25 protein-coding genes, 1 other RNA gene and 1 pseudogene are annotated in these 23,648 nt (G+C 27.5%); all 27 read left to right on the top strand.

Going from position 1 to position 23,648, the window contains the following annotated elements; translation table 11 throughout:
* Window positions 1–25: 25 nt before the first annotated feature.
* The 27 genes and pseudogenes from VC03_RS03725 to VC03_RS03615 all read left to right on the top strand — a co-directional run bounded on the left by VC03_RS03725 (window position 26) and on the right by VC03_RS03615 (window position 23,637).
* Window positions 26–553 (top strand): septal ring lytic transglycosylase RlpA family protein, encoded by a 528-nt coding sequence (locus VC03_RS03725; RefSeq protein ID WP_052727691.1) that lies wholly within the window; start codon window positions 26–28, stop codon window positions 551–553.
* A gap of 183 nt (window positions 554–736) precedes the next feature.
* Window positions 737–3,196 carry an AMP-binding protein gene (locus VC03_RS03720; RefSeq protein WP_046328725.1) on the top strand — a complete coding sequence of 820 codons (2,460 nt, stop codon included), beginning with the start codon at window positions 737–739 and terminating at the stop codon, window positions 3,194–3,196.
* Window positions 3,196–3,366 carry a hypothetical protein gene (locus VC03_RS06770; RefSeq protein ID WP_158500360.1) on the top strand — a complete coding sequence of 57 codons (171 nt, stop codon included), beginning with the start codon at window positions 3,196–3,198 and terminating at the stop codon, window positions 3,364–3,366. Before VC03_RS03720 ends, VC03_RS06770 begins: the two co-directional genes overlap by 1 nt.
* Window positions 3,353–3,502: a hypothetical protein gene (locus tag VC03_RS06765; RefSeq protein WP_158500359.1), complete on the top strand. Its 150-nt coding sequence runs from the start codon at window positions 3,353–3,355 to the stop codon at window positions 3,500–3,502. Before VC03_RS06770 ends, VC03_RS06765 begins: the two co-directional genes overlap by 14 nt.
* 78 nt (window positions 3,503–3,580) lie before the next feature.
* A complete protein-coding gene (locus VC03_RS03715) occupies window positions 3,581–4,021 on the top strand; it encodes a ribosome maturation factor RimP (RefSeq protein ID WP_226869142.1) in 441 nt (146 codons plus the stop codon).
* Between the two features lie 3 nt (window positions 4,022–4,024).
* Window positions 4,025–5,110, top strand: a complete 1,086-nt coding sequence (gene nusA / locus VC03_RS03710) for a transcription termination factor NusA (RefSeq protein WP_046328724.1) — start codon at window positions 4,025–4,027, stop codon at window positions 5,108–5,110.
* A gap of 1 nt (window position 5,111) precedes the next feature.
* Complete coding sequence (locus VC03_RS03705) at window positions 5,112–5,360, top strand: DUF448 domain-containing protein (protein ID WP_046328723.1); 249 nt, start codon at window positions 5,112–5,114, stop codon at window positions 5,358–5,360.
* Window positions 5,353–5,478 (top strand): annotated as a pseudogene (locus VC03_RS06935) (translation initiation factor IF-2 N-terminal domain-containing protein); the annotation flags it as partial. The gene VC03_RS03705 and the pseudogene VC03_RS06935, both read left to right, overlap by 8 nt.
* A gap of 18 nt (window positions 5,479–5,496) precedes the next feature.
* On the top strand, window positions 5,497–7,815 hold the full coding sequence (gene infB / locus VC03_RS03700; RefSeq protein ID WP_420804485.1) for a translation initiation factor IF-2: 2,319 nt from the start codon (window positions 5,497–5,499) through the stop codon (window positions 7,813–7,815).
* On the top strand, window positions 7,805–8,170 hold the full coding sequence (gene rbfA / locus VC03_RS03695; RefSeq protein ID WP_237223908.1) for a 30S ribosome-binding factor RbfA: 366 nt from the start codon (window positions 7,805–7,807) through the stop codon (window positions 8,168–8,170). The genes infB and rbfA overlap by 11 nt, the downstream gene beginning before the upstream one ends.
* Window positions 8,171–8,206: 36 nt before the next feature.
* Window positions 8,207–9,484, top strand: coding sequence for a trigger factor (gene tig / locus VC03_RS03690; protein ID WP_046328721.1), 1,278 nt, complete (start codon window positions 8,207–8,209; stop codon window positions 9,482–9,484).
* Between the two features lie 13 nt (window positions 9,485–9,497).
* Entirely contained in the window at window positions 9,498–10,070 is a 573-nt protein-coding gene (locus VC03_RS03685) for an ATP-dependent Clp protease proteolytic subunit (protein WP_046328720.1), read from the top strand.
* Window positions 10,071–10,083: 13 nt separating this feature from the next.
* Window positions 10,084–11,325 carry an ATP-dependent Clp protease ATP-binding subunit ClpX gene (gene clpX / locus VC03_RS03680; protein ID WP_046328719.1) on the top strand — a complete coding sequence of 414 codons (1,242 nt, stop codon included), beginning with the start codon at window positions 10,084–10,086 and terminating at the stop codon, window positions 11,323–11,325.
* Complete coding sequence (gene lon, locus VC03_RS03675; protein WP_046328718.1) at window positions 11,322–13,649, top strand: endopeptidase La; 2,328 nt, start codon at window positions 11,322–11,324, stop codon at window positions 13,647–13,649. Before clpX ends, lon begins: the two co-directional genes overlap by 4 nt.
* Entirely contained in the window at window positions 13,646–13,903 is a 258-nt protein-coding gene (yajC, locus tag VC03_RS03670) for a preprotein translocase subunit YajC (RefSeq protein WP_046328717.1), read from the top strand. The genes lon and yajC overlap by 4 nt, the downstream gene beginning before the upstream one ends.
* A gap of 4 nt (window positions 13,904–13,907) precedes the next feature.
* Window positions 13,908–14,933, top strand: coding sequence for an N-acetylmuramoyl-L-alanine amidase family protein (locus tag VC03_RS03665; RefSeq protein WP_052727690.1), 1,026 nt, complete (start codon window positions 13,908–13,910; stop codon window positions 14,931–14,933).
* An 8-nt stretch (window positions 14,934–14,941) separates the two neighbouring features.
* Window positions 14,942–15,394 (top strand): hypothetical protein, encoded by a 453-nt coding sequence (locus tag VC03_RS03660; RefSeq protein WP_046328716.1) that lies wholly within the window; start codon window positions 14,942–14,944, stop codon window positions 15,392–15,394.
* A gap of 44 nt (window positions 15,395–15,438) precedes the next feature.
* Window positions 15,439–15,984, top strand: coding sequence for a bis(5'-nucleosyl)-tetraphosphatase (symmetrical) YqeK (yqeK, locus tag VC03_RS03655; protein WP_046328715.1), 546 nt, complete (start codon window positions 15,439–15,441; stop codon window positions 15,982–15,984).
* Complete coding sequence (locus VC03_RS03650) at window positions 15,981–17,780, top strand: ribonuclease R family protein (protein WP_052727689.1); 1,800 nt, start codon at window positions 15,981–15,983, stop codon at window positions 17,778–17,780. The genes yqeK and VC03_RS03650 overlap by 4 nt, the downstream gene beginning before the upstream one ends.
* On the top strand, window positions 17,761–18,195 hold the full coding sequence (gene smpB, locus VC03_RS03645) for an SsrA-binding protein SmpB (RefSeq protein ID WP_046328714.1): 435 nt from the start codon (window positions 17,761–17,763) through the stop codon (window positions 18,193–18,195). The genes VC03_RS03650 and smpB overlap by 20 nt, the downstream gene beginning before the upstream one ends.
* Before the next feature lie 16 nt (window positions 18,196–18,211).
* Window positions 18,212–18,540: a transfer-messenger RNA gene (gene ssrA, locus VC03_RS06695) on the top strand.
* A 67-nt stretch (window positions 18,541–18,607) separates the two neighbouring features.
* Entirely contained in the window at window positions 18,608–20,035 is a 1,428-nt protein-coding gene (locus tag VC03_RS03640; RefSeq protein WP_046328713.1) for a nicotinate phosphoribosyltransferase, read from the top strand.
* A 13-nt stretch (window positions 20,036–20,048) separates the two neighbouring features.
* Entirely contained in the window at window positions 20,049–21,014 is a 966-nt protein-coding gene (gene trpS, locus VC03_RS03635) for a tryptophan--tRNA ligase (RefSeq protein ID WP_046328712.1), read from the top strand.
* A complete protein-coding gene (locus tag VC03_RS03630) occupies window positions 21,011–21,901 on the top strand; it encodes a DNA polymerase III subunit delta (protein ID WP_046328711.1) in 891 nt (296 codons plus the stop codon). Before trpS ends, VC03_RS03630 begins: the two co-directional genes overlap by 4 nt.
* The gene (locus VC03_RS03625; protein WP_052727688.1) at window positions 21,898–22,158 is read left to right on the top strand and encodes a cupin domain-containing protein; all 261 of its coding nucleotides are present in this window, start codon (window positions 21,898–21,900) and stop codon (window positions 22,156–22,158) included. Before VC03_RS03630 ends, VC03_RS03625 begins: the two co-directional genes overlap by 4 nt.
* Window positions 22,152–22,970: a pseudouridine synthase family protein gene (locus tag VC03_RS03620; protein WP_046329282.1), complete on the top strand. Its 819-nt coding sequence runs from the start codon at window positions 22,152–22,154 to the stop codon at window positions 22,968–22,970. The genes VC03_RS03625 and VC03_RS03620 overlap by 7 nt, the downstream gene beginning before the upstream one ends.
* On the top strand, window positions 22,960–23,637 hold the full coding sequence (locus VC03_RS03615) for a putative ABC transporter permease (RefSeq protein WP_052727686.1): 678 nt from the start codon (window positions 22,960–22,962) through the stop codon (window positions 23,635–23,637). Before VC03_RS03620 ends, VC03_RS03615 begins: the two co-directional genes overlap by 11 nt.
* The last annotated feature ends 11 nt before the right edge of the window (window positions 23,638–23,648 follow it).

The raw sequence follows: 23,648 nt of genomic DNA, 5'->3' as shown, positions 1-23,648 counted from the left end.
CTTTAACCACAATAAGGAGGTGTAAATGAAGAAATTACTTACTATTTTCTTTGTTTTATCCATATTTTCTACAGCAAGTTTTGCAAAAGGATCAAAGCATAGAAATAAGGAAAGTAGTCAATCATCAAACATTAAAGCCGATATAATTAAAGAAATTATTAAAAAGACTTATATCGACGATGGTGTTTTTAAATCCTTAGAGGAATTAAAAAATGACCAACCTGCAAATGTTGATACTGATGTTTCAAGAAGTTTTACTCACTACCAAGCGGGAACTGCATCATTTTATGGTGAAAAATGGAACGGAAGAAGAACATCGAATGGGGAAGTATTTAACACACGTTTATTAACAGCTGCACATAGAACATTACCATTTGGTACTTTAGTAAGAGTTACTAATCAAGCAAATGGTAAGTCAGTGGTTGTAAGAATCAATGATAGAGGACCTTTTAAACAAGGTAGAGTTATTGACCTTACAAGAGCAGCATTTGAAGCAATAGAAAGCGTACAAAGAGGTCTAACTAGAGTCAAGTTAGAAATTATAAAAAGATAATTGGTTGGTAAAACTGTTTGTACTTGTATAAGCAGTTTTAAATGAATTGACTATTAAAAAGGGCGTAGTATTACGCCTATTTTTATACCACCTCATATAACGCTTGTTATATTTCATTGTTAATTTAAAAAAAATATAGTATAATATGTTTAACTACCAAATGAAAATTGAAAGGAAGTATGTATGTTTTTAAATAAATCAGACAAATTAGCAATAGTTGAGCCAAATGGTAATAAGATAAACTATACACAAATGGTTGGCTATGTTAAATATATGTCAAACAATGTTTTCAAAGATGTAAAAGAATCGAAACATATTTTAATAATTTCAGAAAACAGAAAAGAATGGGTATTTAGTTTTTTTGCAATATGGGATAGAAAAGCTATACCAGTTGCACTAGATGCAATGAGTAATGATAAAGAAATTATGTATTTCATAAATGATTGTAATCCTGATGCTGTTGTTGTATCTAACGGTACAAAAGATATGGTTAATAAGGCATTAAATAACTTAAATCTTAGTGATATAAAGGTATATAACCTAGATGACTATACTCTTAGTATTGTTGAAGATGAAAGAGTATTAAATACTCCAGAAATGGATGATGTAGCTGTTATGATATATACATCAGGTACAACAGGTAATGCAAAGGGTATAATGCTTACATATGCGAATATTATTGGTGAAATAAAGGCATTAAATTCTATAGATGTAGTAGAACCATCTGATCAAATGTTATCAATTTTACCTTATCACCATATATTACCACTAATGGCAACTTGTCTATATGAATATTACTATGAAAATATGAATAGTGTCGTTATAGTAGATAAACTAAATAGTCAAGAAATATTAAAAGCATTAGCTGATAATAATGTAACAATATTTGTTGCTGTTCCAAGAGTGTATAAGCTTTTCTATAAGACAATTAAAGATAAGATAAATAGTAGTATGATAGCTAGATTCATGTTCTTTATTGCTAAAAAAGTTAATAACAAGAAGTTTTCAAAAATAGTATTTAAAAAAGTTCATGATATTTTTGGTGGACATATGAGAACCTTTATAGCTGGTGGTGCAAGATCAGATACTGAGATGATAGAGTTCTTTGAAATCTTAGGTATAAACTACTATGAAGGGTATGGATTATCAGAAACAGCACCAGTTGTAGCTGGTAGTGTTAGACCTAATTTTAGAATAGGTACTGTAGGAAAGCCTCTACCAAGTGTTGATATACGTATAATAGATGGTGAACTTTGCTTAAAAGGACCCATGGTTATGAAGGGATACTATAACAAGCCTGAAAAAACAAAAGAAGTCTTTACAGAAGATGGGTGGTTTAGAACTGGAGACTTAGCATCAATAAGTGATGATGGTTTCATTACTATTATCGGACGTGCTAATGCAATGATAGTTCTGTCAAATGGTAAGAATATAGATCCTGAAAAGATTGAAAACAAGATAATAGAAATGTCTGATGAAAAAATAGCTGAAATTGGTGTATTTGGTAAGAATGATAAGTTGTCAGCTGTAATAGTTCCTGCAAAGCATATTGCTAATATTACAACCTATGTTCGTGATATTATACAAATATATAACAAGAATGCACATAATTATGAAAAAATATTAGAGTATAAATTAGTTGAAGAAGAATTACCTAAGACAAGGGTAGGTAAATTAAGAAGATTTATGTTACCAGAAATATTTGGTGGAAAAAGTAATGAGAAAAAAGAAATGATAAATGAACCAGATACAATGGAGTATAAGGTACTTAAGGGATATATTGGTAAGTTAAAAAATACAGAAGTAGGACCAGATGAAAATTTTGAAATAGAAATTGGACTTGACTCATTAGATCAAATGGAGCTATTATCATTTATAGAAAACAGTTTTGGTGTAAAAATGGATGAACAACTTTTATCTAAATACCATAATTTAAGATTGTTATCTAAATATATTTCTGAGTTATCAACAAGTTTTAATGAAAGTACAATAGACTTAAGTGATATAATTAAAAATGCACCATTTAAGAAATTAAAAGACAGTGTTGGACCATTAATTGCTAAACCTGTATTGTGGCTTTTATTTAAAATATATTTCAGAATGAGTATAAGAGGTAGCGAAAAGATAAAAGATGTTCCTACAATATTTATTGCAAATCATGAAAGCTTTGTAGATGCACCAGGAATTATCCAAGCATTACCTAATGCAATACTTAAAAAGACATATTTTTATGCATTAGAAAAATACTTTAATTCTCCAATTATGAAAGCTATTTCAAATCATGCGAATATAATAAAGGTAAATATTGATAAAGATATTAAAGACAGTGTTGAACAAATGTCTAATGTGTTGAAACAAAATAAGAATATATTCATATTCCCAGAAGGTTCAAGAACAAAAGATGGAAATGTTGCAGAATTTAAAAAGATATTTGCAATAATAGCTAAAGAATTAAATGTTAATATACAATGTATAGGAATAAATGGGGCATATGAAGCATTTTCAAGATTTAGTAAATTCCCTAAACCTAAGAAAATATCTGTTGATGTTTTAGATTCAGTTAGTGTTGAGAATAAGACATATGATGAAATTGTAGACGAATGTCGTCAAATCTTTATTAACTACAAGAAAGGTAAAAAGTAATGAAGAAAAAGCACTTTATACTATCATTAATTGAAATCTTGTTTGTAATATTTGCAATATTTTTTATCTATAACAAGATTATGTATATAGTTAATGTTTCAAGGGTTGAAACAGAAAATGTATGTTCAAAATTTAAAATAAGGGATAAGAAGTTTTATGAAAATAAGTGAAGAAGAATTAGAAAAAATGATTTTAGACGCATATAAAAAGGAAAAAGGTATTATGTGTGGCTGTGAAGAAATATCATATGACGAATACAGAAAGTACAAAAGAGCAGAAATATTAAAAAAGCTTGAAAAATGTTAGGTGTTTGTGATATAATTGAATCAACAACTGAGGGAGTGGACATTATGTCCACTCTTTAATTTAGTAAGAGGTGAAATTTTGGAGGAATTAGAACTTAAGTTACAAGAGATATTATCCAAGAATAATATTGAACTTGTAGATGTTGAATTTGTAAGAGATGGTTCATACAATTATCTAAGAGTATATATTGAAACTGATAACTTAGATGAATGTGAAAGAACTAGTAAATTAATTGACAGTACTTGTGATGAGTACATTAAAGAAAAGTATTTTTTAGAAGTATCAACACCTGGAATTGAAAGAAAGTTGAAAAAAGAAAAAGACTTTAATAAATTCAAGGGTTACAAAGTCTTAATTAAGACTAAGAGTAATATCGATGACAAAAAAAGTTTTATAGGAATACTAAATGGTATCAAAGATGGTAATGTTATTGTTGATGATACTGCTATACCTTTATCAAAGATAAAAACAGCTAAAACAGTTTATGAATTTAATAATTTAAAAGAAGTGGAGGAATAAAAAATGAAAGCTAAAGAACAGGGCATATTCTTAGCAGCTTTAGATGAACTTGAAAAAGAAAAGGGCATAGATAAAGAAGAATTATTAGGTGCTGTAGAAACAGCCTTACTTGCAGCATACAAAAAGAATTATAAAGACGCTGAAAATGCTTATGTTGAAATAAATAGAGAAAATGGAGATGTAAAAGTTAAGGCAATTAAAAAGGTAGTTGAAAAAGTTGAAAATCCTGCAACTGAAATTTCACTTGAAAATGCACTATTACATTCAAAACGTGCTAAGATAGGTAATGAAATTAAAGTAGATATTAATGCAGAATCATTTAAGAGAAATGCAATACAAAATGCTAAACAAATCGTAATACAAAAAGTAAGAGAACATGAAAAACAAAATGTGTATAATAAGTTTAAATTACTAGAAGATAGTTTAGTTAAAGCATTAGTTAAAAAAATGGATGAACAAAATAACTTGTACATTGAAATAAATGGTACTGAAACAATAATACCTAGTAGAAATTTAAATCCTAATGATCACTTTGTGCAAGGAGACTTAGTATCTGTATATATAGGTAAAGTAGAAGAAGGAACTAAGTTTACAAAAATAGAATTTTCAAGAAATTCTGAAAAATTTTTAGAAAAACTATTTGAAAGAGAAGTGCCTGAAATTGCAGCTGGGGATATAGAAATAAAGTCAATTGCAAGAGAAGCAGGTAGTAGAAGTAAGATAGCCCTATACTCACCAGATGTAAATCTAGATGTTAAGGGTGCTTGTATGGGAACAAATAGAATGAGACTAGAAGCAATACTATCAGAATTACAAGGTGAAAAAATAGATCTAATAACTTGGGATGAAGACACAAGAAATTATGTAAGTAGTGCTCTAGCACCAGCTAATGTATTCTCATCAGAAATTGTTCAAGAAGATAATGAAATTATTGCAAGAGTATGTGTAGATAATTCTCAACTATCACTTGCAATAGGTAAGAAAGGACAAAATTCAAGATTAGCATCAAAATTATGTAAAGTTAAAATAGATATTAAAGGTTTAACACAAGAAGAACAAGATGCAATTTTATCAGGTAATGAGGAATAAAATGGAACCAATTAGAACTTGTGTTTTAACAAAAACAAAGGCAAGTAAAAAAAAGTTAATACGTTTAGTAAAAAATGATAAGGGTAAGTTTGTCATAGATGAAAGACAAATAGTACAAAAAAGAGGAATATACATATTCCCATGTGAGAAAATTTTAAATATCATAACAAAACAAAAAAAGTATGATATAGATGAAAAGTCGATTGAGAAAATAATTGAAATAATAAAGGTAGGTGGAATGGATGAGTAATAGAGTTTATGATTATGCAAAAAAGTTTGCACAAGATACAACAACTTTTATTAAAAACCTGACAAATATGGGTATAAAGAATAAGACAGCGTTGAATAAATTAGACGAAAAAGAAATAGAACTTATAGAAGAAAATATGCCTAAAATTTTGGAAGAACAAGTAAAGAAAGATTCAAAAACTATTGTTGTACAAGAAAAGAAGATTTTTGCTACTCCTAAAAGAAAAGAAAAAAATAGAAATAATAATGGTGGAAATAGTAGAGAATATCATAAATGGAATACATATAAGGAAAGAAATACTAAAGACTCTAATGATAACAAGAGGGGGGCAAAATTAAATAATAATTTTAATAAGCCTAAATTTAATGATAACAACAATAACAATAATAAAGATGGTAGAGTTAGAAAAGACTTTAATAAAGACTTTAATAAAGATTTTAATAATAACAAACGTAAGCCTGTTGAAAATACTAAGTCTGAAGTTGAAATGCCTGAAATAGAAACATTAACAAAAGCATCAAAATCAGGTAAACAAAAGCCAAAATTTGATAAGAAAAAATATGAATATGAAAAGAAGGCTAAAGAAGAAGAAAGAAAATTAAAAGAATTAAGAACAGACTTTAGAAAAGATAATACTAAGAAGAAAATAAAGAAAAAAGAAAAAGTAGTTAAAAGTGAAGTAATAAAATTAGATGATACATCTGGAGTTTTAAAAATAAAGGGTGAATTAACAGTTAAAGAATTAGCTGATAAATTAGGTATTACTTCTGCAAGTATAGTTTCAAAATTCTTTATGCAAGGTAAAGTTTTAACAACTAACGCAATACTATCTATGAGTGAAATTGAAGAAATTGCACTAGATTACAATGTATTAATAGAAGAAGAAACTGAAGTTGAATTACCATATGGTGAAAAATATGAACTAGAAATTGTAGATAAACCTAATGAATTAGTTCCAAGAGCACCAGTAATAACAATAATGGGTCACGTTGACCATGGTAAAACTTCATTATTAGATGCATTAAGACATACAAATGTAATTGCAAATGAAGCAGGGGGTATAACACAAAGTATAGGTGCATATCAAGTTACATGGAAGGGTCAAAAGATAACATTTATTGATACACCAGGGCACGAAGCGTTTACAGAAATGAGAGCAAGAGGTGCAAATATTACTGATATTTCTATACTAATAGTTGCTGCTGATGATGGTGTAAAACCACAAACAATAGAAGCTATATCTCACGCTAAAGAAGCAAATGTTCCAATAATCGTAGCAATTAATAAGATAGATAAGCCAGGGGCTAATCCTATGAGAGTAAAACAAGAACTTATGGAATATGGTCTTGTTACACAAGAATGGGGTGGAGATACAGAATGTGTTGAAATTTCAGCAAAACAAAAAATTAATCTTGATTCACTACTTGAAACAATATTAATTACAGCAGAATTACTAGAACTTAAGGCAAATCCTAAGAAAAGAGCTAAAGCAGTTGTAGTTGAATCTAAACTTGATCCTCAAGTTGGGATAATAGCAGACGTATTAGTTCAAGAAGGAACTTTAAAGATAGGTGACATCTTTGTTGTAGGTGGAACATTTGGTAGAATAAGAAGTATGATAGATGATAAAGGTAACAAGATAACTAAAGCTATCCCTTCTATGCCAGTTGAAATTACAGGATTTAATGATATACCTGAAGCAGGTGGAATGATATATTGTGTTAAAAACGATAAACAAGCTCGTAAGATAGTAGATGACTATAACGCAAATAGAAAATTAAATGATATAGATGCTAAAAAACATATATCACTTGAAAGCTTATCAAAAGAATTAGAAGATGAACAACTAAAAGAATTAAAATGTATAATAAGAGCAGATTCAAGAGGATCTGTTGAAGCATTGAAGGAATCATTAAATAAATTATCTAATGATAAGGTTGCAATAAATATTATCCAAGCTACTGCTGGTGCAATAACTGAGGGAGATATAAAATTAGCTGAAGCATCAAACGCAATAATAATAGGATTTGGTGTTAGACCAACTAATACTGCAAGAAGTGAAGCAGAAAAAACAGGTGTAGAAATTAGAAACTATAATGTAATTTACCATGTTACAGAAGATATAGAAAAAGCTATGAAGGGTATGTTAGATCCTGAATATAGGGAAGTATACCATGGACGTTTAGAAGTTCTTAAAGTATTTAAGATTTCTAATGTAGGTAATATAGCTGGTTGTATGGTAGTAGATGGTAAGATTACAAATCATTCAAAGATTAGAGTATTAAGAAATGGTATAATAATCTTTGATGGAGATATATTAGCATTAAAGAGACATAAAGATGATGCTAAAGAAGTTAATATGGGACAAGAATGTGGTATAAGTCTAAAAGACTTTAATGACATTAAAGAAAATGACATATTAGAAGCATATATTAAAGAGGAAATTGAAAGATAATATGAATGATAGAAGAATAAAAGGTTTAGAAAAAGAAATTGCAAGAATAATAGGAACTGCAATTCTATTAGAAATTAATAATGAAAAGATTAAAAACCTTGTAACAGTATATAAGGTGAGTCTTACAAAAGATGCACGTTATGTAGATGTAACATTTTCATTACTAGACTATAATGAAAATATTAACAGAGAAAAACTCTTAGAAGATTTAAATAAGGTAAAGGGATATTTTAGAAAGAAATTAAGTCAAGAATTAAGTATAAGATATGTACCAGAAATAAGAGTTTTCCTTGATAATAGTGTTGAGCAAGGAATAAAAATTTCAAATTTAATAGATAAAGTTATCAATTCATGATAAAATATAGCTAATGTAAATAATTAAGGAGGAAAGATGTATAATTTAGAATTATTAGAAAAATCAAGTGCAAAGGCAACAATAGAACTTAAAGGTGAAGAATTTAAAAAGGTAAGAGAATCAATCGTAAATGAATTTAAAAATGCAAAGATTGATGGATTTAGAAAAGGTCACGCTCCATTAGATGTTATAGAAAAAACTTTTGGTGATAAGATAAATGAAGAATTATTTAACTATGTATTAAATTCTGAAATCAAAAAAATGGTTGAAGAAAAGGAATTAGAAGTATTAGGACAAATTAGTGTTGAAAATCATTCATTAACTAATGATGAATTAAAGGTTGAAATTTCTTTTGAATTAAAGCCTAAATTTGAATTACCTAAGTACAAAGAATTAGGAATCAAAGAAGAAACTGAAGAAATAACTGATGAAAAAGTAGAAGGATACTTAAAATCAATAGTTGAAAGAGAAAAGAAATTAGAAAAATCTGATAAGAAAGTTGCAGAAAACAATGATACTGTAAATATTAACTTTGAAGGATTTGTTGATGGAGAAGCTTTTGAAGGTGGAAAGGCTGAAAATTATAACTTAAAATTAGGTTCTCACTCATTTATAGATACATTTGAAGATCAAATAGTAGGACATAGTGTTGATGAAGAATTTGATGTTAATGTAGTATTCCCTGAAGAATATCATGCTGAAAACTTAAAAGGAAAACCTGCATTATTCAAAGTTAAATTAAACTCAATACAAGTTGAAAAATTACCAACTGTTGATGATGAATTTGCTAAATCTAAAGGATATGATACTTTAGCTGATTACAAGAATTCATTAAAAGCTCAATTAGAATTAAATTCTGAAAATCAAGCAAAAGATAAGAAATATCAAGAAATAGCTGATAAATTAGTTGAAACAACTGAAATGGAATTACCAGTAAATATAGTAAAATCTGAAGTTGAAAATCAAAAGAATGCTCTTGCACAACAATTATCTATGCAAGGTCTAGATTTAAAGAAATACTTAGAATTATCTGGTAAAACTGAAGAAGAATTTGAAAAAGATGTAGAAGATAGAGCACAAAAAGTTGTTAAGTACAACTTAATAATAGGTAAGATTGCTGAAATTGAAGGAATTAAAGTTGAAAAAGAAGAAATAGAAAAAGAATTAGAAAAGATGGCAGCAATGTACAAAATGACATTAGACCAATTACGTGAAGAATTACAAAAGGCAAAAATGTTAGAAAATTACATTAACCAAATAGCAGGATCAATATTCATGACTAAGGTTAAAGAATTCTTAGTTAAGAATAATTAAGAAGGGATAAAAAATGATATATCCATTTATACATGAAGAAGAAGGTGGAGTTGAAAGAACATATAATATTTTTTCAAGACTACTTAAAGATAGAATAATATTTTTAATGGGAGAAGTGAACGATGAAATGGCTAATACCATCATCGCTCAGCTTCTTTACTTAAATGCTCAAGATAAGAAAAAGGATATTACAATGTATATTAATAGTCCAGGAGGTTCTGTAACTGCTGGACTTGGTATATATGATACAATAAAGCATATAGATTGTGATGTTTCAACAGTATGTATAGGGCAAGCGGCAAGTATGGGAGCTTTTCTATTAGCAGCTGGTAAAAAAGGTAAAAGATATTCTTTACCTAATTCAAGAATAATGATACACCAAGTTTTAGGTGGTATAGGTTATTCACAAGCTACTGATGTACAAATACATGCAGAAGAAATGTTAAGACTTAAAAATTTACTTAATGAAGAAATGGCAAAAAATACAGGAAAGACATTAAAGCAAATGGAAAAATCTACTGACAGAGATAACTTTATGTCAGCAGAAGAAGCAAAGAATTTTGGTTTAATAGATAATATAATATAGAAAGGAATGCAAGATGGCAAAAGCAAAATTAACTTGCTCATTTTGTGGTAATTTCACTGATGATGTTGATTTAATTGAAGGTGAAGATGGAGTATATATTTGTGAAGACTGTGTACTTAGATGTTATGATATGGTTAACTCAAATGTAGAAGATTTAAGTAAAGCTAATATTAAGGAAAATAATAAGATAAATTTAATTAAACCCAAAGAAATTAAACAAAAATTAGATGAATATATTATAGGGCAAGATAGAGCAAAAAAAGTCTTATCTGTTGCAGTGTATAATCATTTTAAAAGATTAATGTTTAAGGACAAGAAAAAATCAAGTGATGACGTTGAAATTCAAAAATCAAATATTCTTTTGATAGGTCCAACTGGAAGTGGTAAAACCTTATTAGCACAAACTTTAGCAAAAATATTAAATGTACCTCTAGCAATTGCTGATGCTACAACAGTAACTGAAGCAGGATATGTTGGAGATGATGTTGAAAATGTATTATTAAAACTAATTAAAGTTGCAGATTATGATATAGATGCTGCAAAACGTGGAATAATATATATAGATGAAATTGATAAGATTGCTAGAAAATCTGAAAATACTTCAATTACAAGAGATGTTTCAGGTGAAGGAGTACAACAAGCCTTACTAAAAATAGTAGAAGGAACAGTTTCTAGCGTTCCTGCAAATGGTGGAAGAAAACACCCAGACCAAGAAATGATAGAAATTGATACAACAGATATATTGTTTATAGTAGGAGGAGCATTCTCTGGACTTGAGAGCAAAATACGTTCAAGATTTAATGTTAAGCAAATTGGATTTGATAAGGCAAATAATGTAGTTAAAGAGTTAGATGAAGAAACAATATTTAAATATGTATTACCTGAAGATCTTAAAAAATTTGGATTAATTCCAGAACTTATAGGAAGATTTCCAGTAATTACAGCTTTAAGTAAGTTAGATATGAAGGCTTTAACTAGAATATTAGTAGAACCTAAAAATGCCTTAGTTAAACAATACAAGAAGATATTTGAACTAGAAGATGTGGATTTAGAATTTACTGATGAAGCATTAGATGAAATTGCAAACTTAGCATTAAAGAGAAATATAGGGGCAAGAGGTTTAAGAAGTATTGTAGAAAATACATTATTAGATCTTATGTATGAAATCCCTAGTGATAAGAAGATAAAGAAAATAACAATTACAAAAGAAATGATAGATGAAAAAAATCAAGAAATGCAAAAGGAGACTAAATGACAGCATTAATTCCAACAAAAGAAGTTGCAGTAATGCCTGGTGTTGAAACTAGTCTATTATTAGGAAGACAATATAGTATTACAGCAGCATATGAGGCTATAAACAGTAATGATAAGAAGATAGTATTGTCATTACAAAAGAATATAGAATCAGATATAGTTGATGAAAAAGGCATTGAAGAATACGGAATTATAGCAGAGGCTATTAAGATATATAAGCTGGATAATGAAACATATCGTTTAGTAGTTAAAGGTAAAAGTCGTGTAAAATTATCAAAAATACAATTTAATGAAGAACAAAAATGTTTTTTCACTGAGTATTCAATGGTAAGAACAAATAAAGACTTAGTTGATAATAGTATAAATAGTGCAGAATCAATACTAAAATCTGCAGGTGTAGTGTTATCGCTAATGAAAGATATGATAAATGAACATCTAATGCTAAATGTGAATTCAATAGAAGAACTTATAGACCTACTAGTCTACAAGATACCATTTGAAACTCATGTTAAGCAATATTATTTATCTTTAAGAAGCTTACAACAAAGAGTAGATACATTCTATGAAGATATTAAGATTGAATCTCAAAAAATGATCATTGAAAATGATATAAATAGTAAGTTAAAGCAAAATCTTGATGAATCACAAAAGAATTACTATTTAAAAGAAAAGATGAAAGTTTTAAAAGAAGAATTAGGTGAAGATACAAGTAATAACGATGTATTAGATAATCTTGAAAAAAGAATAAATGAAAAGGTTATGCCTGATGGACTTCGTGAAAAATTAAAAAAAGAAATAAAGAAATTACGTAGTAATGTAGGATATTCTGCAGACTATAATGTAACATTAAACTATATTGAAGTTGTATTAGATTTACCTTTTGAAGCCTCAAAAGAAGAAGAATATGATATAAAAAAGGTTAAAAAGATTTTAGATCAAGATCATTATGGATTAAAAGAAGTAAAAGATACAATATTAGAATTTTTATCAGTAATGAAATTAAAAGAACAAAAAGAATCTAAAGCTGAAAAGAAAATATCAACTATACTTTGTTTAATTGGACCACCTGGAGTTGGTAAAACTTCATTTGCTACATCAATTGCACGTGCATTGAATAGAAAGTTTGAAAAGATTAGTCTTGGTGGTATAAATGATGAAAGTGAAATTCGTGGACATAGAAAAACTTATGTAGGAGCTATGCCTGGTAGAATAATAGAAGCTATTAAAAGAACAGGTGTTAATAATCCTGTAATATTATTAGATGAAATTGATAAATTAGATTCTAATTTTAGAGGAGACCCTGCATCAGCATTACTTGAAGTTTTAGATCCTGCACAAAATTCAAAATTTGAAGATCACTTTATTGATTATCCATATGATTTATCAAATGTCTTATTTATCTGTACAGCAAATAATTATCAAACTATACCAGAACCTTTATATGACAGAATGGAAGTTATAGAACTTGAATCATATACAGAAATGGAAAAGCTTAATATAGCTAAAAAATATCTTTTACCACAAGTAAAAGAAGAAACTGAAATATCTTTAAAATTATCAGATGAAGTTATACAAAAGATAATTGGTGAGTATACAAGAGAAGCAGGAGTAAGAAATTTAAAAAGAGAATTTCTAAAAATTGCTAGAAAAATAGCGAGAGATATTTTAGAAACAGGTAAAAAGATACACAGAATAACTAAGCAAAATATTAGTAAATATTTAGGACCAGAAAGATTTAAACCTGAAAAACAAATGCAAAAAGAACCTAAAATTGGAACTGTAACAGGTCTTGCATGGACTGCTGTTGGAGGTACAACTTTAGAAGTTCAAGCTGTTAAAATGGAAGGAACAGGTAAGCTATTATTAACTGGTAAATTAGGTGAAGTAATGCAAGAATCTGCACAAGTTGCTTATTCATATGTTAGATCTGTAAAAGATAAACTTAAAATTACAGAACACTTTGAAAAAGATTATGATATACATCTACATTTTCCAGAAGGAGCTGTTCCAAAAGATGGTCCATCTGCGGGTGTTACAATAACAACAGCAATAATTTCAGTACTACTACAAAAGGGAGTTAGACAAGATTTAGCTATGACTGGTGAAATTACTATAAATGGTGATGTTTTACCAGTAGGTGGTATAAAGGAAAAGGTTATTGCAGCAAATAGAATAGGTATTAGAGAAGTAATACTACCATTTGAAAATAAGGTGGATACTACACTTTTACCTAAGGAAATTTTAAATGAAATGATTTTTCATTTTGTAAAAAATTATAACGAAATATTAAATATTGCTTTTACTAAGGAGGTTAAAAATAAATGAATGTAAAAATAATAATTGTGTATATAGTAATTTTAATCGTATTATTTGGACCAATGATGTACAGTAATTCTAAGAAAAAGAAAAAATATGATGATATGATTTCAAATTTAGCAATAGGGAAGAATATAATAACTGTTGGTGGAATCTATGGAAGTATTGTAAAAATAGAAGATACTTTTGTTGAAATAAAAGTAGATAAAGGAGTAAGTATAAAAATCGCAAAATCAGCTATTTCAAAAGTAATAGAAGGTTAAAAAAATGAGATATAATATTAAGAAGATAATAATTGTACTGTTCACTATTTTTTTACCGCTAATAGTAAGTGCAAATAAATTAAATTCAATAGTATATAAAAACGGTATTTTAACTCTTGAATTTCAAGAAAATGTTGGTCATATTAAACATGAATATGATGAAAGAACACCATCATTAATGATTGATATACCTAATACTTCTGGAATAAGAAGCGATGTTGAAAGAAATATTAAAATTAATGACAGATATGTTACAGATTTAACTAATGATTATTACAACAATAATGTATCAACTGTAATTTATTTACAAACTGGTACAAGATGTAATATTACACAAAATAGAAATAAGGTTCAGATAGCATTTATTGAAGCTAAAACCTTACCTAAAAAGAATTATACAATAGTTCTAGATGCTGGTCATGGTGGACATGATAGTGGAGCTATAGGAAATGGGTATAGGGAAAAAGACTTAGCCCTTGCTGTAACATTAAAGTTATATCAAAATTTAAAAAGGGACTATAACGTAATACTAACAAGAAGTAATGATACATTTATACCATTAAATGAAAGAGCAGAAATAGGTAATAATCATAATGCCAATTTATTTATAAGCATCCACTTAAATGCTTCTGTAAATAGTGGTGCTCATGGTACAGAAGTATATTATTTTGAAAAGAACCCTTCAGTTTATGCAAGACAAAAAGCACAGTATGAAAATGGTTTTGATTTAGCAGGTGCAAGATCGATAGAATCAAACTTTTTAGTAAACGACATCTTATACGGTTTACTTCAAAAAGAAAGTTCTTCATTTGCAAATACTATATTAAATAATATCGTAAGTACGATGTCTATCAAAAGAAGAAAAGTTTTAGGTGCAAACTTTGCAGTATTACGTGGTTCAAGATCTCCTTCTGTCTTAGTCGAATTAGGATTTATAACAAACTATAATGATGTTAGACAATATACTTCAGAAGAAGGTCAAATAAATGTTGCAAATGCAATTGCAAATGCAGTACGTAAACATTTTTGAGGTGAATTATGAAAAAATATATTTTAACAATAATACTAGTATTATTGATAGTTATTAGTATAGCACTTAATATATTTAATAAGGTTAAGCCTATAAGTACTGAACAAACTAGTACAGAAAATACAACTAAAGTAGAAAAAAGTACTATTAATATCAATGTATATGATGCGGTTCATGACAAAATAGAGCCTAAAAGTGTAGTAATAGATAATATTAAAACAGTTGAATATGATGATTACGTACAAGCAATCCTTGATAATTCATCATTTATAAATGAAAATATGTGTTTACTTGCAGTATATAAGTTAGAATCTGGAGATATTTTAATAAAGCTAAGTGAAGAATTTAAAGATTTATCACGTAGTACATTAAAAGGTCTACAAACTTCAATAACAAAGACATTGAAAGAAGCATATCCTGATTTAGGGACTATAACTATTCAAGTAGATTCAAACAATTAACCCTACACACATTTGTAGGGTCTTTTTTAAGGTAAGGAGATAAAATGTATACAGAATATTTAAAAAAATATCTCTCAGATGAAAGATATAATCACTGTGTTAGAACAAAAGAGATGGCACAAAAATTATGTGATAAATACAATATCGATAACATCGCAGTAACAGCCGCATACCTACATGATATTGCAAAAGAACTTAGTTTAGATGAAATGGTAAAACTATTAACTAAGGAAGATATTAAAGATGCTTGTGGTATGATGAATAAGAATATATTGCATGGCTTAGCTGGTGCAAGGTTATGTGAAAAGTTAGGAATAAAAGACGATAGAATCATATCATGTATTAAATATCATACATTTGGTAAAAAAAATATGTCAGATATTGAAAAGGTTGTATATATTTCAGATGCAATAGAATTAGGAAGAAATTATGAAGGTGTTGAAGAAATACGGGATAGAGTTTTTAAATCTTTAAATGAGGGTATAATATATGAAATAGAACATAAAGTTAAGTATTTGTTTTCTAATAGAAAGCAAATACACCCATATACAATAGAGTTCTATAATACATTATTGGAGGAAAATAAATGATAGGTGAGGTTATATTTGTAAATAAACGCTTTAGCTTTATAACTTCAAATGATAATACAAAATATTTTGTGAGATCTAAAAATATGCTAACTGCATGTGATAAAGACACAGTAGACTTTAGTATATTAAAAGGTGATGAAGTAAAAGTAAATAGGATAATAACTAGAAACACTGATGAATTTGTTGGTGTAATAGAAAATAGTAAAAACTTTTCATTTGTTGTACTAGATAAGGTATTAAAAGATGTATACATTAAGAAAAAAAATAATTTAAATTCAAAAAACTATGATTTAGTTAAGATAAAAATATATGATTGGGGTAATAGAAATAAGAGTCCTGAAGCAAAGGTTATAAAAAATTATGGGAATACACTTAAAGCAGAAAATGTTGTAAGTTCTAAGATAGAGGCTCTAAATATACCTCATAAATTTAGTAAAGAAGTATTAGCCGAAGTAGATAATTTAACTATTACAAAAGAAAAAAGAGTAGACTTAACAAGTCTATACCATGTAACTATAGATGGTTCAGATACAAAGGATATGGATGATGCAGTATATTTAGAAAAGAAAGATTATGGATACTATTTAGTGGTATCTATAGCGGATGTATCTAGTTATGTGAAAAAAGATAGTTTAATTGATAAAGAAGCATATACTAGATCAAATTCTGTATATTTGTATGATAGAGTAATACCTATGTTACCTCAAAGATTAACTAATGATTTATGTTCACTAAATCCTAATGAAGATAAGTTAACACTTAGTGTAATAATTAAGTATGATGATAATGGTAATGTTATAAGTAGTGATATAGTAAGATCAAAAATACGAAGTCGTCATAAGTTAACTTATGAAGGAGTTAATGAAATTTTAAATAATGACATACGTGATTTTGAATATAGCGATATGCTATTTAATATGCAAGAATTATCTGAAAAGTTGACTATATTATCAAAAAAAAGAGGGACTTTAGAATTTGAAATTCAAGAATTGAAGCTAAAAATTGGTGATGATAATAGGCTTTGTAAGATTGAGCTAAGAAAAAGAGATAAGGCAGAAATTTTAATTGAAAACTTTATGATAGCTGCAAATGAACAAGTCGCAAACTATATGTTCTACAATGAAATACCTTGTGTTTATAGAATACATGAAAAACCAAGCTTAGAATCAATGCAAGCACTAAATGAACAATTAAAAGATCTAAATTATGAAGTTAAAAATCCTAAAAATTTAATTAAAAAATTACAAAAAATAATAGAGCTTACAAAAGATACAAAATTAGGATATTTTATACATAAAATGATATTAAATTCCATGAAAAAAGCTATTTATTCTAAGGATAATAAGGGGCATTTTGGTTTATCATTAAAAAATTATCTTCACTTTACCTCACCCATAAGACGATATTCAGATTTAATGGTTCATAGAATATTGTTAGAATCAATGGATAAGTATATGAGTGAATTTAAAAAAGAAAGAATAAATAAGAAGTTAAATACAATATGTAAAACAATATCTAATAATGAGAGAAGAGCACAAAAAATGGAGTATTTAGCAAGAGATATAAAGTTAACTGAATATATGATGAAAAATTTAGGTAAGAAGTATAAGGCTATGGTTACTTCCATAAATAATGATAGATGTTTTGTAAATCTTGAAAACTATATTGAAGCTGAATTATTAGATGATATTAAAGCACACTTAGGAGAGAATTTAGAAGTTATGGTTGTAGGTACAGATATGTTAAAGGGTAAAATTTATGTAAAGAGGTTGGTAAATGGTAATAGCAAGAAATAAGAAGGCAAATTTTGATTATTTTATACTAGATAAGTTCGAATGTGGTATAGAATTAGTTGGAACAGAAGTTAAATCTATTAGAGAAGGTAAAGTTAGTATAAAAGAATCGTATGTTAAAATATTAAAACAGGAATTATTTATCCTAAATATGCATATAAAGGCTTATGACTTTGGGAATATAAATAATAAATATAGTGAAACAAGGACTAGAAAATTATTAATGCATAGAAAAGAGATAAATAAATTAAAAGAAAAAATACAAGAAAAAGGGCTAACATTAGTACCTTTATCAGTTTATACAAGCAGAAAGTATATAAAGGTTGAAATAGCTCTTGCACGTGGTAAGAAAAATTACGATAAAAGAGAGACATTAAAGCAAAAAGCAATAAAACTTGAATTAAGACAAAAAAATTGATATAATTCACATAGATGGGAGTGTCAGGTTTCGACAGGATAAGAACCATGTTATAAGCAAGTAGTAGTGATACTATAAATCTTTTTTAAAATAATTGGAAACAGTTATAAATTAGCTGCGTAGTAACGCAACCATTTTGCTAGGCTTGCTATAGGCTTAGTATAAATGTTATTTATATAGCTTACTTTATAATTATGGTTATATTTATAAAGGAAATTAATAACCTAGTTTAGAGCCCTTTGGCAATTTAGCATCTCTAAACGAAAAAGTTAAATTGCATAAACTTGTAGAAAGTAGTATGTAGTCTTATTTTGGACACGAGTTCAATTCTCGTCACTTCCACCAAGAATTTAATAATAACTTAGACTAGCTACATTAGTTTGTAGCTTTTTTAAAAATAGGAGGCATTATTATGAGTAGAAATCTTGTTTTAGATTGTGATTCATACAAGGTTACACATCCTAAACAATATCCAGAAGGTATGACATATATGCATAGCTACATTGAAAGTAGAGGTGGCCTTTATGGATATACTAAATTCTTTGGTTTACAATATTATTTGAAGAAGTATCTATCAAAAAAAGTTACTAAAGAAATGGTTGACGAAGCAGAAGAAATATTCAAATTACACGGAGTACCGTTTGATAGAAGTGGTTGGGACTATATTGTAAATGAATTAGATGGACATTTACCTTTAAGAATAAGAGCAGTTCCAGAAGGAGCAATAATTCCTAATCATAATGTACTAGTTACAATAGAATCAACATGTGAAAAAACACCATGGTTAGTTTCATGGTTAGAACCATTAATTTTAAAAGTATGGTATCCCACAACAGTTGCAACTTATTCATTTAAGACAAAGCAAATAATAAGACATTTTTTAGATATAACATCAGATAATACTGAATCTGAACTACCATTTAAGTTCCATGATTTTGGATATAGAGGTGCTTCTAGTGAAGAAACAGCTGCTATTGGTGGTTTGGCACATTTAACTAATTTTAAGGGAACAGATAATATTAATTCTCTAGAATTAGGAAGAAGATATTACTCATGCCCTATGCCAGGATTTTCAATTCCTGCTGCTGAACATAGTACAGTTACATCATGGGGTAGAGATAAAGAAAAAGATGCAATGAAACATATAATAGAAGCATTCCCAAATAATCCAGTTTCTGTTGTATGTGATTCATACAATTTCTTTAGTGCTGTTGAAAATATTATTTGTAAAGACTTAAAAGATATAATAGAAAAAAGAACATTCCCTGTAATAGTTAGACCAGATAGTGGTGATGCTATTGCTAATGTATTATTTGTCTTAGAAAAATTAGACGATGCCTATGGTTCTGTAGTTAATAGCAAAGGATACAAGGTATTGAATCATACAAGAATTATACAAGGTGATAATGTCCATGAAGATACAACATGGGATATACTAAAGAGTGTTTGTGATAGTGGATATGCTATAGATAATATTGCATTAGGTTGTGGAGGTTCACTATTACAAGGAAATGAACACTCAAGTATGAACCGTGATACACACAAGTTCGCTATGAAGTGTAGTTGTGTAAAAGTAAAAGATAAATATATTGATGTATATAAGAATCCTATAACAGATAGAGGTAAAATAAGCAAGAAAGGTAGACTAGACCTTATAAAAAACAATGATGGTAAATATATTTCTGTAAATATATCAAATTTACCAGAAAATACTTATCATGAATCTAGCTTAATGGAAACTGTATTTGAAAATGGTAAAATATTAAAAGAATACACTCTAGATGAAGTAAGAGAAAATGAAGAAAAATATTATATACCAGAATTAAAAAGAATATTTTAGTTAGGAGCAATAAATGAGAAGTTTATCAGGAATACAACCTAGTGGTATCCTACATATAGGTAACTATTTTGGTGCGTTAAAACAATTTGTAGACTTGCAAGATAAGTATGAAGGTCTATACTTTTTAGCAGACTATCATGCACTTACATCTAATCCAGATCCAGTCAAGTTAAGAGAAAATACAATTAATGTCTTACTTGACTATTTAGCATTGGGACTTGATCCTAAAAAATCAATAGTTTTTTTACAATCTGATGTACCATGCCATACTGAATTGATGTGGATATTAAATAACGTAACACCTGTAGCGTTACTTGAAAGGGGACATGCATATAAAGATAAAATAGCTAAAGGATTAAAACCTAATACTGGTTTATTTACATATCCTGTTTTAATGGCTGCTGATATTTTAATGTATGATACAGACTATGTTCCAGTTGGTAAAGATCAAAAGCAACACGTAGAATTTGCAAGAGATATAGCAATTAAGTTTAATGAACATTATCAAAAAGAAGTATTTAAGTTACCTAATGATTTAATTATGGAAAATGTTGCTGTGGTAACAGGTGTAGATGGTGAAAAAATGAGTAAGTCATATGGAAATATGATTAATATGTTTGTGCCTGAAAAGCAATTAAAAAAGCAAGTAATGTCTATAGTTACAGATAGTAAGACATTAGAAGAATCAAAAGATCCAGATAATAATATTACTAAGATATATAGCCTATTTGCAACAAAAGAAGAGTTAGAAGCTATGAAACAAAAATTCATTAATGGTAACTATGGTTATGGTCATGCTAAAAAAGAATTGTTTGAAAAAATATTAGATTACTTTGGTGAAGCTAGAAAGAAAAGAGAAAAACTAGCTGATAATTTAGACTATATACATGAAATTTTAAATGAGGGTAAGATTAAGGCAAACAAGATAGCCCAAGCAAAAATGGATGTAGTTAGAAAGACTGTAGGATTATATAAATGATTTATTATATTACAGGTATTAATGCAAGATTAATAAAGCTAGATGATTTAAAAAAAGATTTTGATAGTGTAAGAGTGTATGATGCTAATATACAAGATGAATACGATAATTTTCTTGAAGATATATCAAATGTGTCAATATTTCCTACAAATGATTTAGTTATACTAAAAAGATGTGAGAAATTAAAGAATATAAAGGATCTTATTGAATATTTGAAATTACATAAGGATGAGAATAAGAGTATAGCTATTGATTACTTTTTTGAATATAAAGGTAAAAATCCATATGTAAAAGAGTTTAAAGCATTAGATGCACAAATATTTAATATAGAGGAAACTAAAGATTTAGTAATAGATTATGTAAAAGAAAATTTAGGCGTATCAAAGGTAGAGGCAAAAAAGATACTTTCATATATAGGAGAAGACTATGTACATGTAAAAAATGAAGTTTTTAAGTATAAGAGTGCTCTTAATGGAAAGTATGATTTTGAAGTTGTAAAAAGCCTTATGCTAGAGAATCAAGAAAAGAAAATAAATGAATATTTATCTGAAATATATGAGGGAAAATTTAATCTAGATAAAGTTAATAATAAGTATTACATACCCCTAATATATGCAATATATAATGACTTTTCAATATTTCATAAGCTAAATATATTAAATTTAAGTAAAAATTATGAGGAATTTAGAAAAACATATGATGAGTTTGAAAAATATTTTAAAGCTAATTATTATGTAATATTTTTGAAAAATAAGGCACTTAAATTTGATAAAAATAAGTGTATGGAAGTCTTAAAAAAGTGTAATGAAATGGAAAATAAGATAAAGCAAGGTCTAATAGATGAAAAATTAGCTTTATGGTTTGTAATTAGTGAGATACAAAAATGAGTGAAGTAGTAAAGACAATATATGATAAGGAAGTAAGAATTGAAAGAATATATTCAAATAATGCTAGCACTGATTGGATGGTACAAGATATTGACGAGTTGGTCTATTTATTGAATGGCTCTGCTATATTAGAATATACAGACAAAGAAATTCCATTAGTTAAGGATAGTTTTGAATATATAAAAAAAGGAGTAAGACATAGAGTTAAATCTACAAGTGAAGACTGTATATGGCTTTGTGTGTTTATAAAATGTTAGATAGACGATTAGAAAAAACGAAATTAAATGCATATATGGTCTATATAAAATATGATGGATCTAATTATGCATGCTTTGATGAATTAAAGGACAAAAAGACTGTAAAAGGATATTTTAAAGACTTATTAAAAAAAGAAAATATTGATGTGTATAAGGGAATACAACAAGCAGGTAGAACGGATAAAGACGTTAGTGCTAATGAAAATATATTGTATTTTATGAGTGAAAAAGAAAATATAGATACATTATTAAAATATGATATGGTAATTAAGATACAAAAGACTATACCATATTTAGAATTTCCAGAATTAATAGCAAAAAGAAAATATATTTTTTCTTATCCCAAAGAATTTATAGTAAATTCAAGAGAAAAGATAGAAAAACTATGTAATGATCTTAGCGGTAATAAAGACTTTTCAAAATTTACTACAAAAAAAGGTAAGTATTTAAAAAATACAGTAAGAGATATACATATCGAATATATTGATGATAGTTTAATATTTATTGGAGACAGTTTTTTACCTCATCAAGTTAGAATTATGAGTTCATTTATTTTAACAAATACTCTAAAACCCTTAGATGGTAAATACTTAGTTTTAGATAAAATATATTTATCAAAAACATTAGAAGACTTAATTTTATATCCTTATAACCTAGATTTAGATACCGTTGTTTACTGTGAAAAATCAGTTAAGTATACAATAATATACACAACAGATTTTTCAAAGATGATAGGTAAAAATGGTAAGAATATAAAAAAATTAAATATGGGTAATAAGGTTATAGTTAGAAGGGAAAAATATGATATATAATTATATTTGGTATTTCTTTATATATTCATTTTTAGGTTGGTGTTTGGAAGTTATATATGCATCATTAGAAAGAGAGGACTTTGTAAATAGAGGTTTTCTAAATGGTTCATACTGCCCTATATATGGATTTGGAGCAGTATGTGAGATATTTTTACTAACTAAGTTTGTAAATTATCCCATATGTCTTTATATAATTTCTGTTGTAATAACCACAGTTCTTGAGTTTATAACAGGATATGTATTAGAAAAAATATTTAATCTTCAGTGGTGGGATTATACAAATGAGAAATTTAATATTAAAGGCTATATTTGTCTTAAATTTTCATTATTATGGGGTGTAGCTTCCTTAGTATTAATGTATATATTACAACCAAAAGTAAATATTGTTGTTAGTCTTTTAAGATACATTGACTTTGTTACATATTTATTAATATTATTAATGCTATATGATTTTTTAATAAGTATTTTAAAGGTATTAGCACTTAAAAAAGATAGTATGATAATAGAAAAATTAAATGAAGACTTAAAGATGTTGTCAAATGAAATGGCAGAAAATATTTCGTATAAAACGCACAGAATAGAAAAGAAGATTAATAAGAAGTATAGAAGATTATTGAAATCTTATCCTAAATTAAAGAGGATAATAAGTTCTATAAGTAAAAAATGAAGGTTAAAACC

The organism is Sneathia vaginalis, assembly GCF_000973085.1.
In the GTDB taxonomy this organism is placed as follows: Bacteria; Fusobacteriota; Fusobacteriia; order Fusobacteriales; family Leptotrichiaceae; genus Sneathia; species Sneathia vaginalis.
This window is presented reverse-complemented; position numbering and strand designations above follow the sequence as displayed.

Excerpts from the sequence above, each read along its gene's own strand:
- VC03_RS06770 (WP_158500360.1), top strand. The coding sequence starts at position 3,196 with ATGAAGAAAAAGCACTTTATACTATCATTAATTGAAATCTTGTTTGTA.
- clpX (WP_046328719.1), top strand. The coding sequence starts at position 10,084 with ATGGCAAAAGCAAAATTAACTTGCTCATTTTGTGGTAATTTCACTGAT.
- yajC (WP_046328717.1), top strand. The coding sequence starts at position 13,646 with ATGAATGTAAAAATAATAATTGTGTATATAGTAATTTTAATCGTATTA.
- VC03_RS03705 (WP_046328723.1), top strand. The coding sequence starts at position 5,112 with ATGGAACCAATTAGAACTTGTGTTTTAACAAAAACAAAGGCAAGTAAA.
- infB (WP_420804485.1), top strand. The coding sequence starts at position 5,497 with ATGCCTAAAATTTTGGAAGAACAAGTAAAGAAAGATTCAAAAACTATT.
- VC03_RS03685 (WP_046328720.1), top strand. The coding sequence starts at position 9,498 with ATGATATATCCATTTATACATGAAGAAGAAGGTGGAGTTGAAAGAACA.
- VC03_RS03615 (WP_052727686.1), top strand. The coding sequence starts at position 22,960 with ATGATATATAATTATATTTGGTATTTCTTTATATATTCATTTTTAGGT.
- VC03_RS03620 (WP_046329282.1), top strand. The coding sequence starts at position 22,152 with ATGTTAGATAGACGATTAGAAAAAACGAAATTAAATGCATATATGGTC.
- tig (WP_046328721.1), top strand. The coding sequence starts at position 8,207 with ATGTATAATTTAGAATTATTAGAAAAATCAAGTGCAAAGGCAACAATA.
- VC03_RS03625 (WP_052727688.1), top strand. The coding sequence starts at position 21,898 with ATGAGTGAAGTAGTAAAGACAATATATGATAAGGAAGTAAGAATTGAA.
- nusA (WP_046328724.1), top strand. The coding sequence starts at position 4,025 with ATGAAAGCTAAAGAACAGGGCATATTCTTAGCAGCTTTAGATGAACTT.
- VC03_RS06765 (WP_158500359.1), top strand. The coding sequence starts at position 3,353 with ATGAAAATAAGTGAAGAAGAATTAGAAAAAATGATTTTAGACGCATAT.
- smpB (WP_046328714.1), top strand. The coding sequence starts at position 17,761 with ATGGTAATAGCAAGAAATAAGAAGGCAAATTTTGATTATTTTATACTA.
- VC03_RS03720 (WP_046328725.1), top strand. The coding sequence starts at position 737 with ATGTTTTTAAATAAATCAGACAAATTAGCAATAGTTGAGCCAAATGGT.
- VC03_RS03660 (WP_046328716.1), top strand. The coding sequence starts at position 14,942 with ATGAAAAAATATATTTTAACAATAATACTAGTATTATTGATAGTTATT.
- VC03_RS03665 (WP_052727690.1), top strand. The coding sequence starts at position 13,908 with ATGAGATATAATATTAAGAAGATAATAATTGTACTGTTCACTATTTTT.
- VC03_RS03725 (WP_052727691.1), top strand. The coding sequence starts at position 26 with ATGAAGAAATTACTTACTATTTTCTTTGTTTTATCCATATTTTCTACA.
- lon (WP_046328718.1), top strand. The coding sequence starts at position 11,322 with ATGACAGCATTAATTCCAACAAAAGAAGTTGCAGTAATGCCTGGTGTT.
- VC03_RS03650 (WP_052727689.1), top strand. The coding sequence starts at position 15,981 with ATGATAGGTGAGGTTATATTTGTAAATAAACGCTTTAGCTTTATAACT.
- VC03_RS03640 (WP_046328713.1), top strand. The coding sequence starts at position 18,608 with ATGAGTAGAAATCTTGTTTTAGATTGTGATTCATACAAGGTTACACAT.
- trpS (WP_046328712.1), top strand. The coding sequence starts at position 20,049 with ATGAGAAGTTTATCAGGAATACAACCTAGTGGTATCCTACATATAGGT.
- yqeK (WP_046328715.1), top strand. The coding sequence starts at position 15,439 with ATGTATACAGAATATTTAAAAAAATATCTCTCAGATGAAAGATATAAT.
- VC03_RS03630 (WP_046328711.1), top strand. The coding sequence starts at position 21,011 with ATGATTTATTATATTACAGGTATTAATGCAAGATTAATAAAGCTAGAT.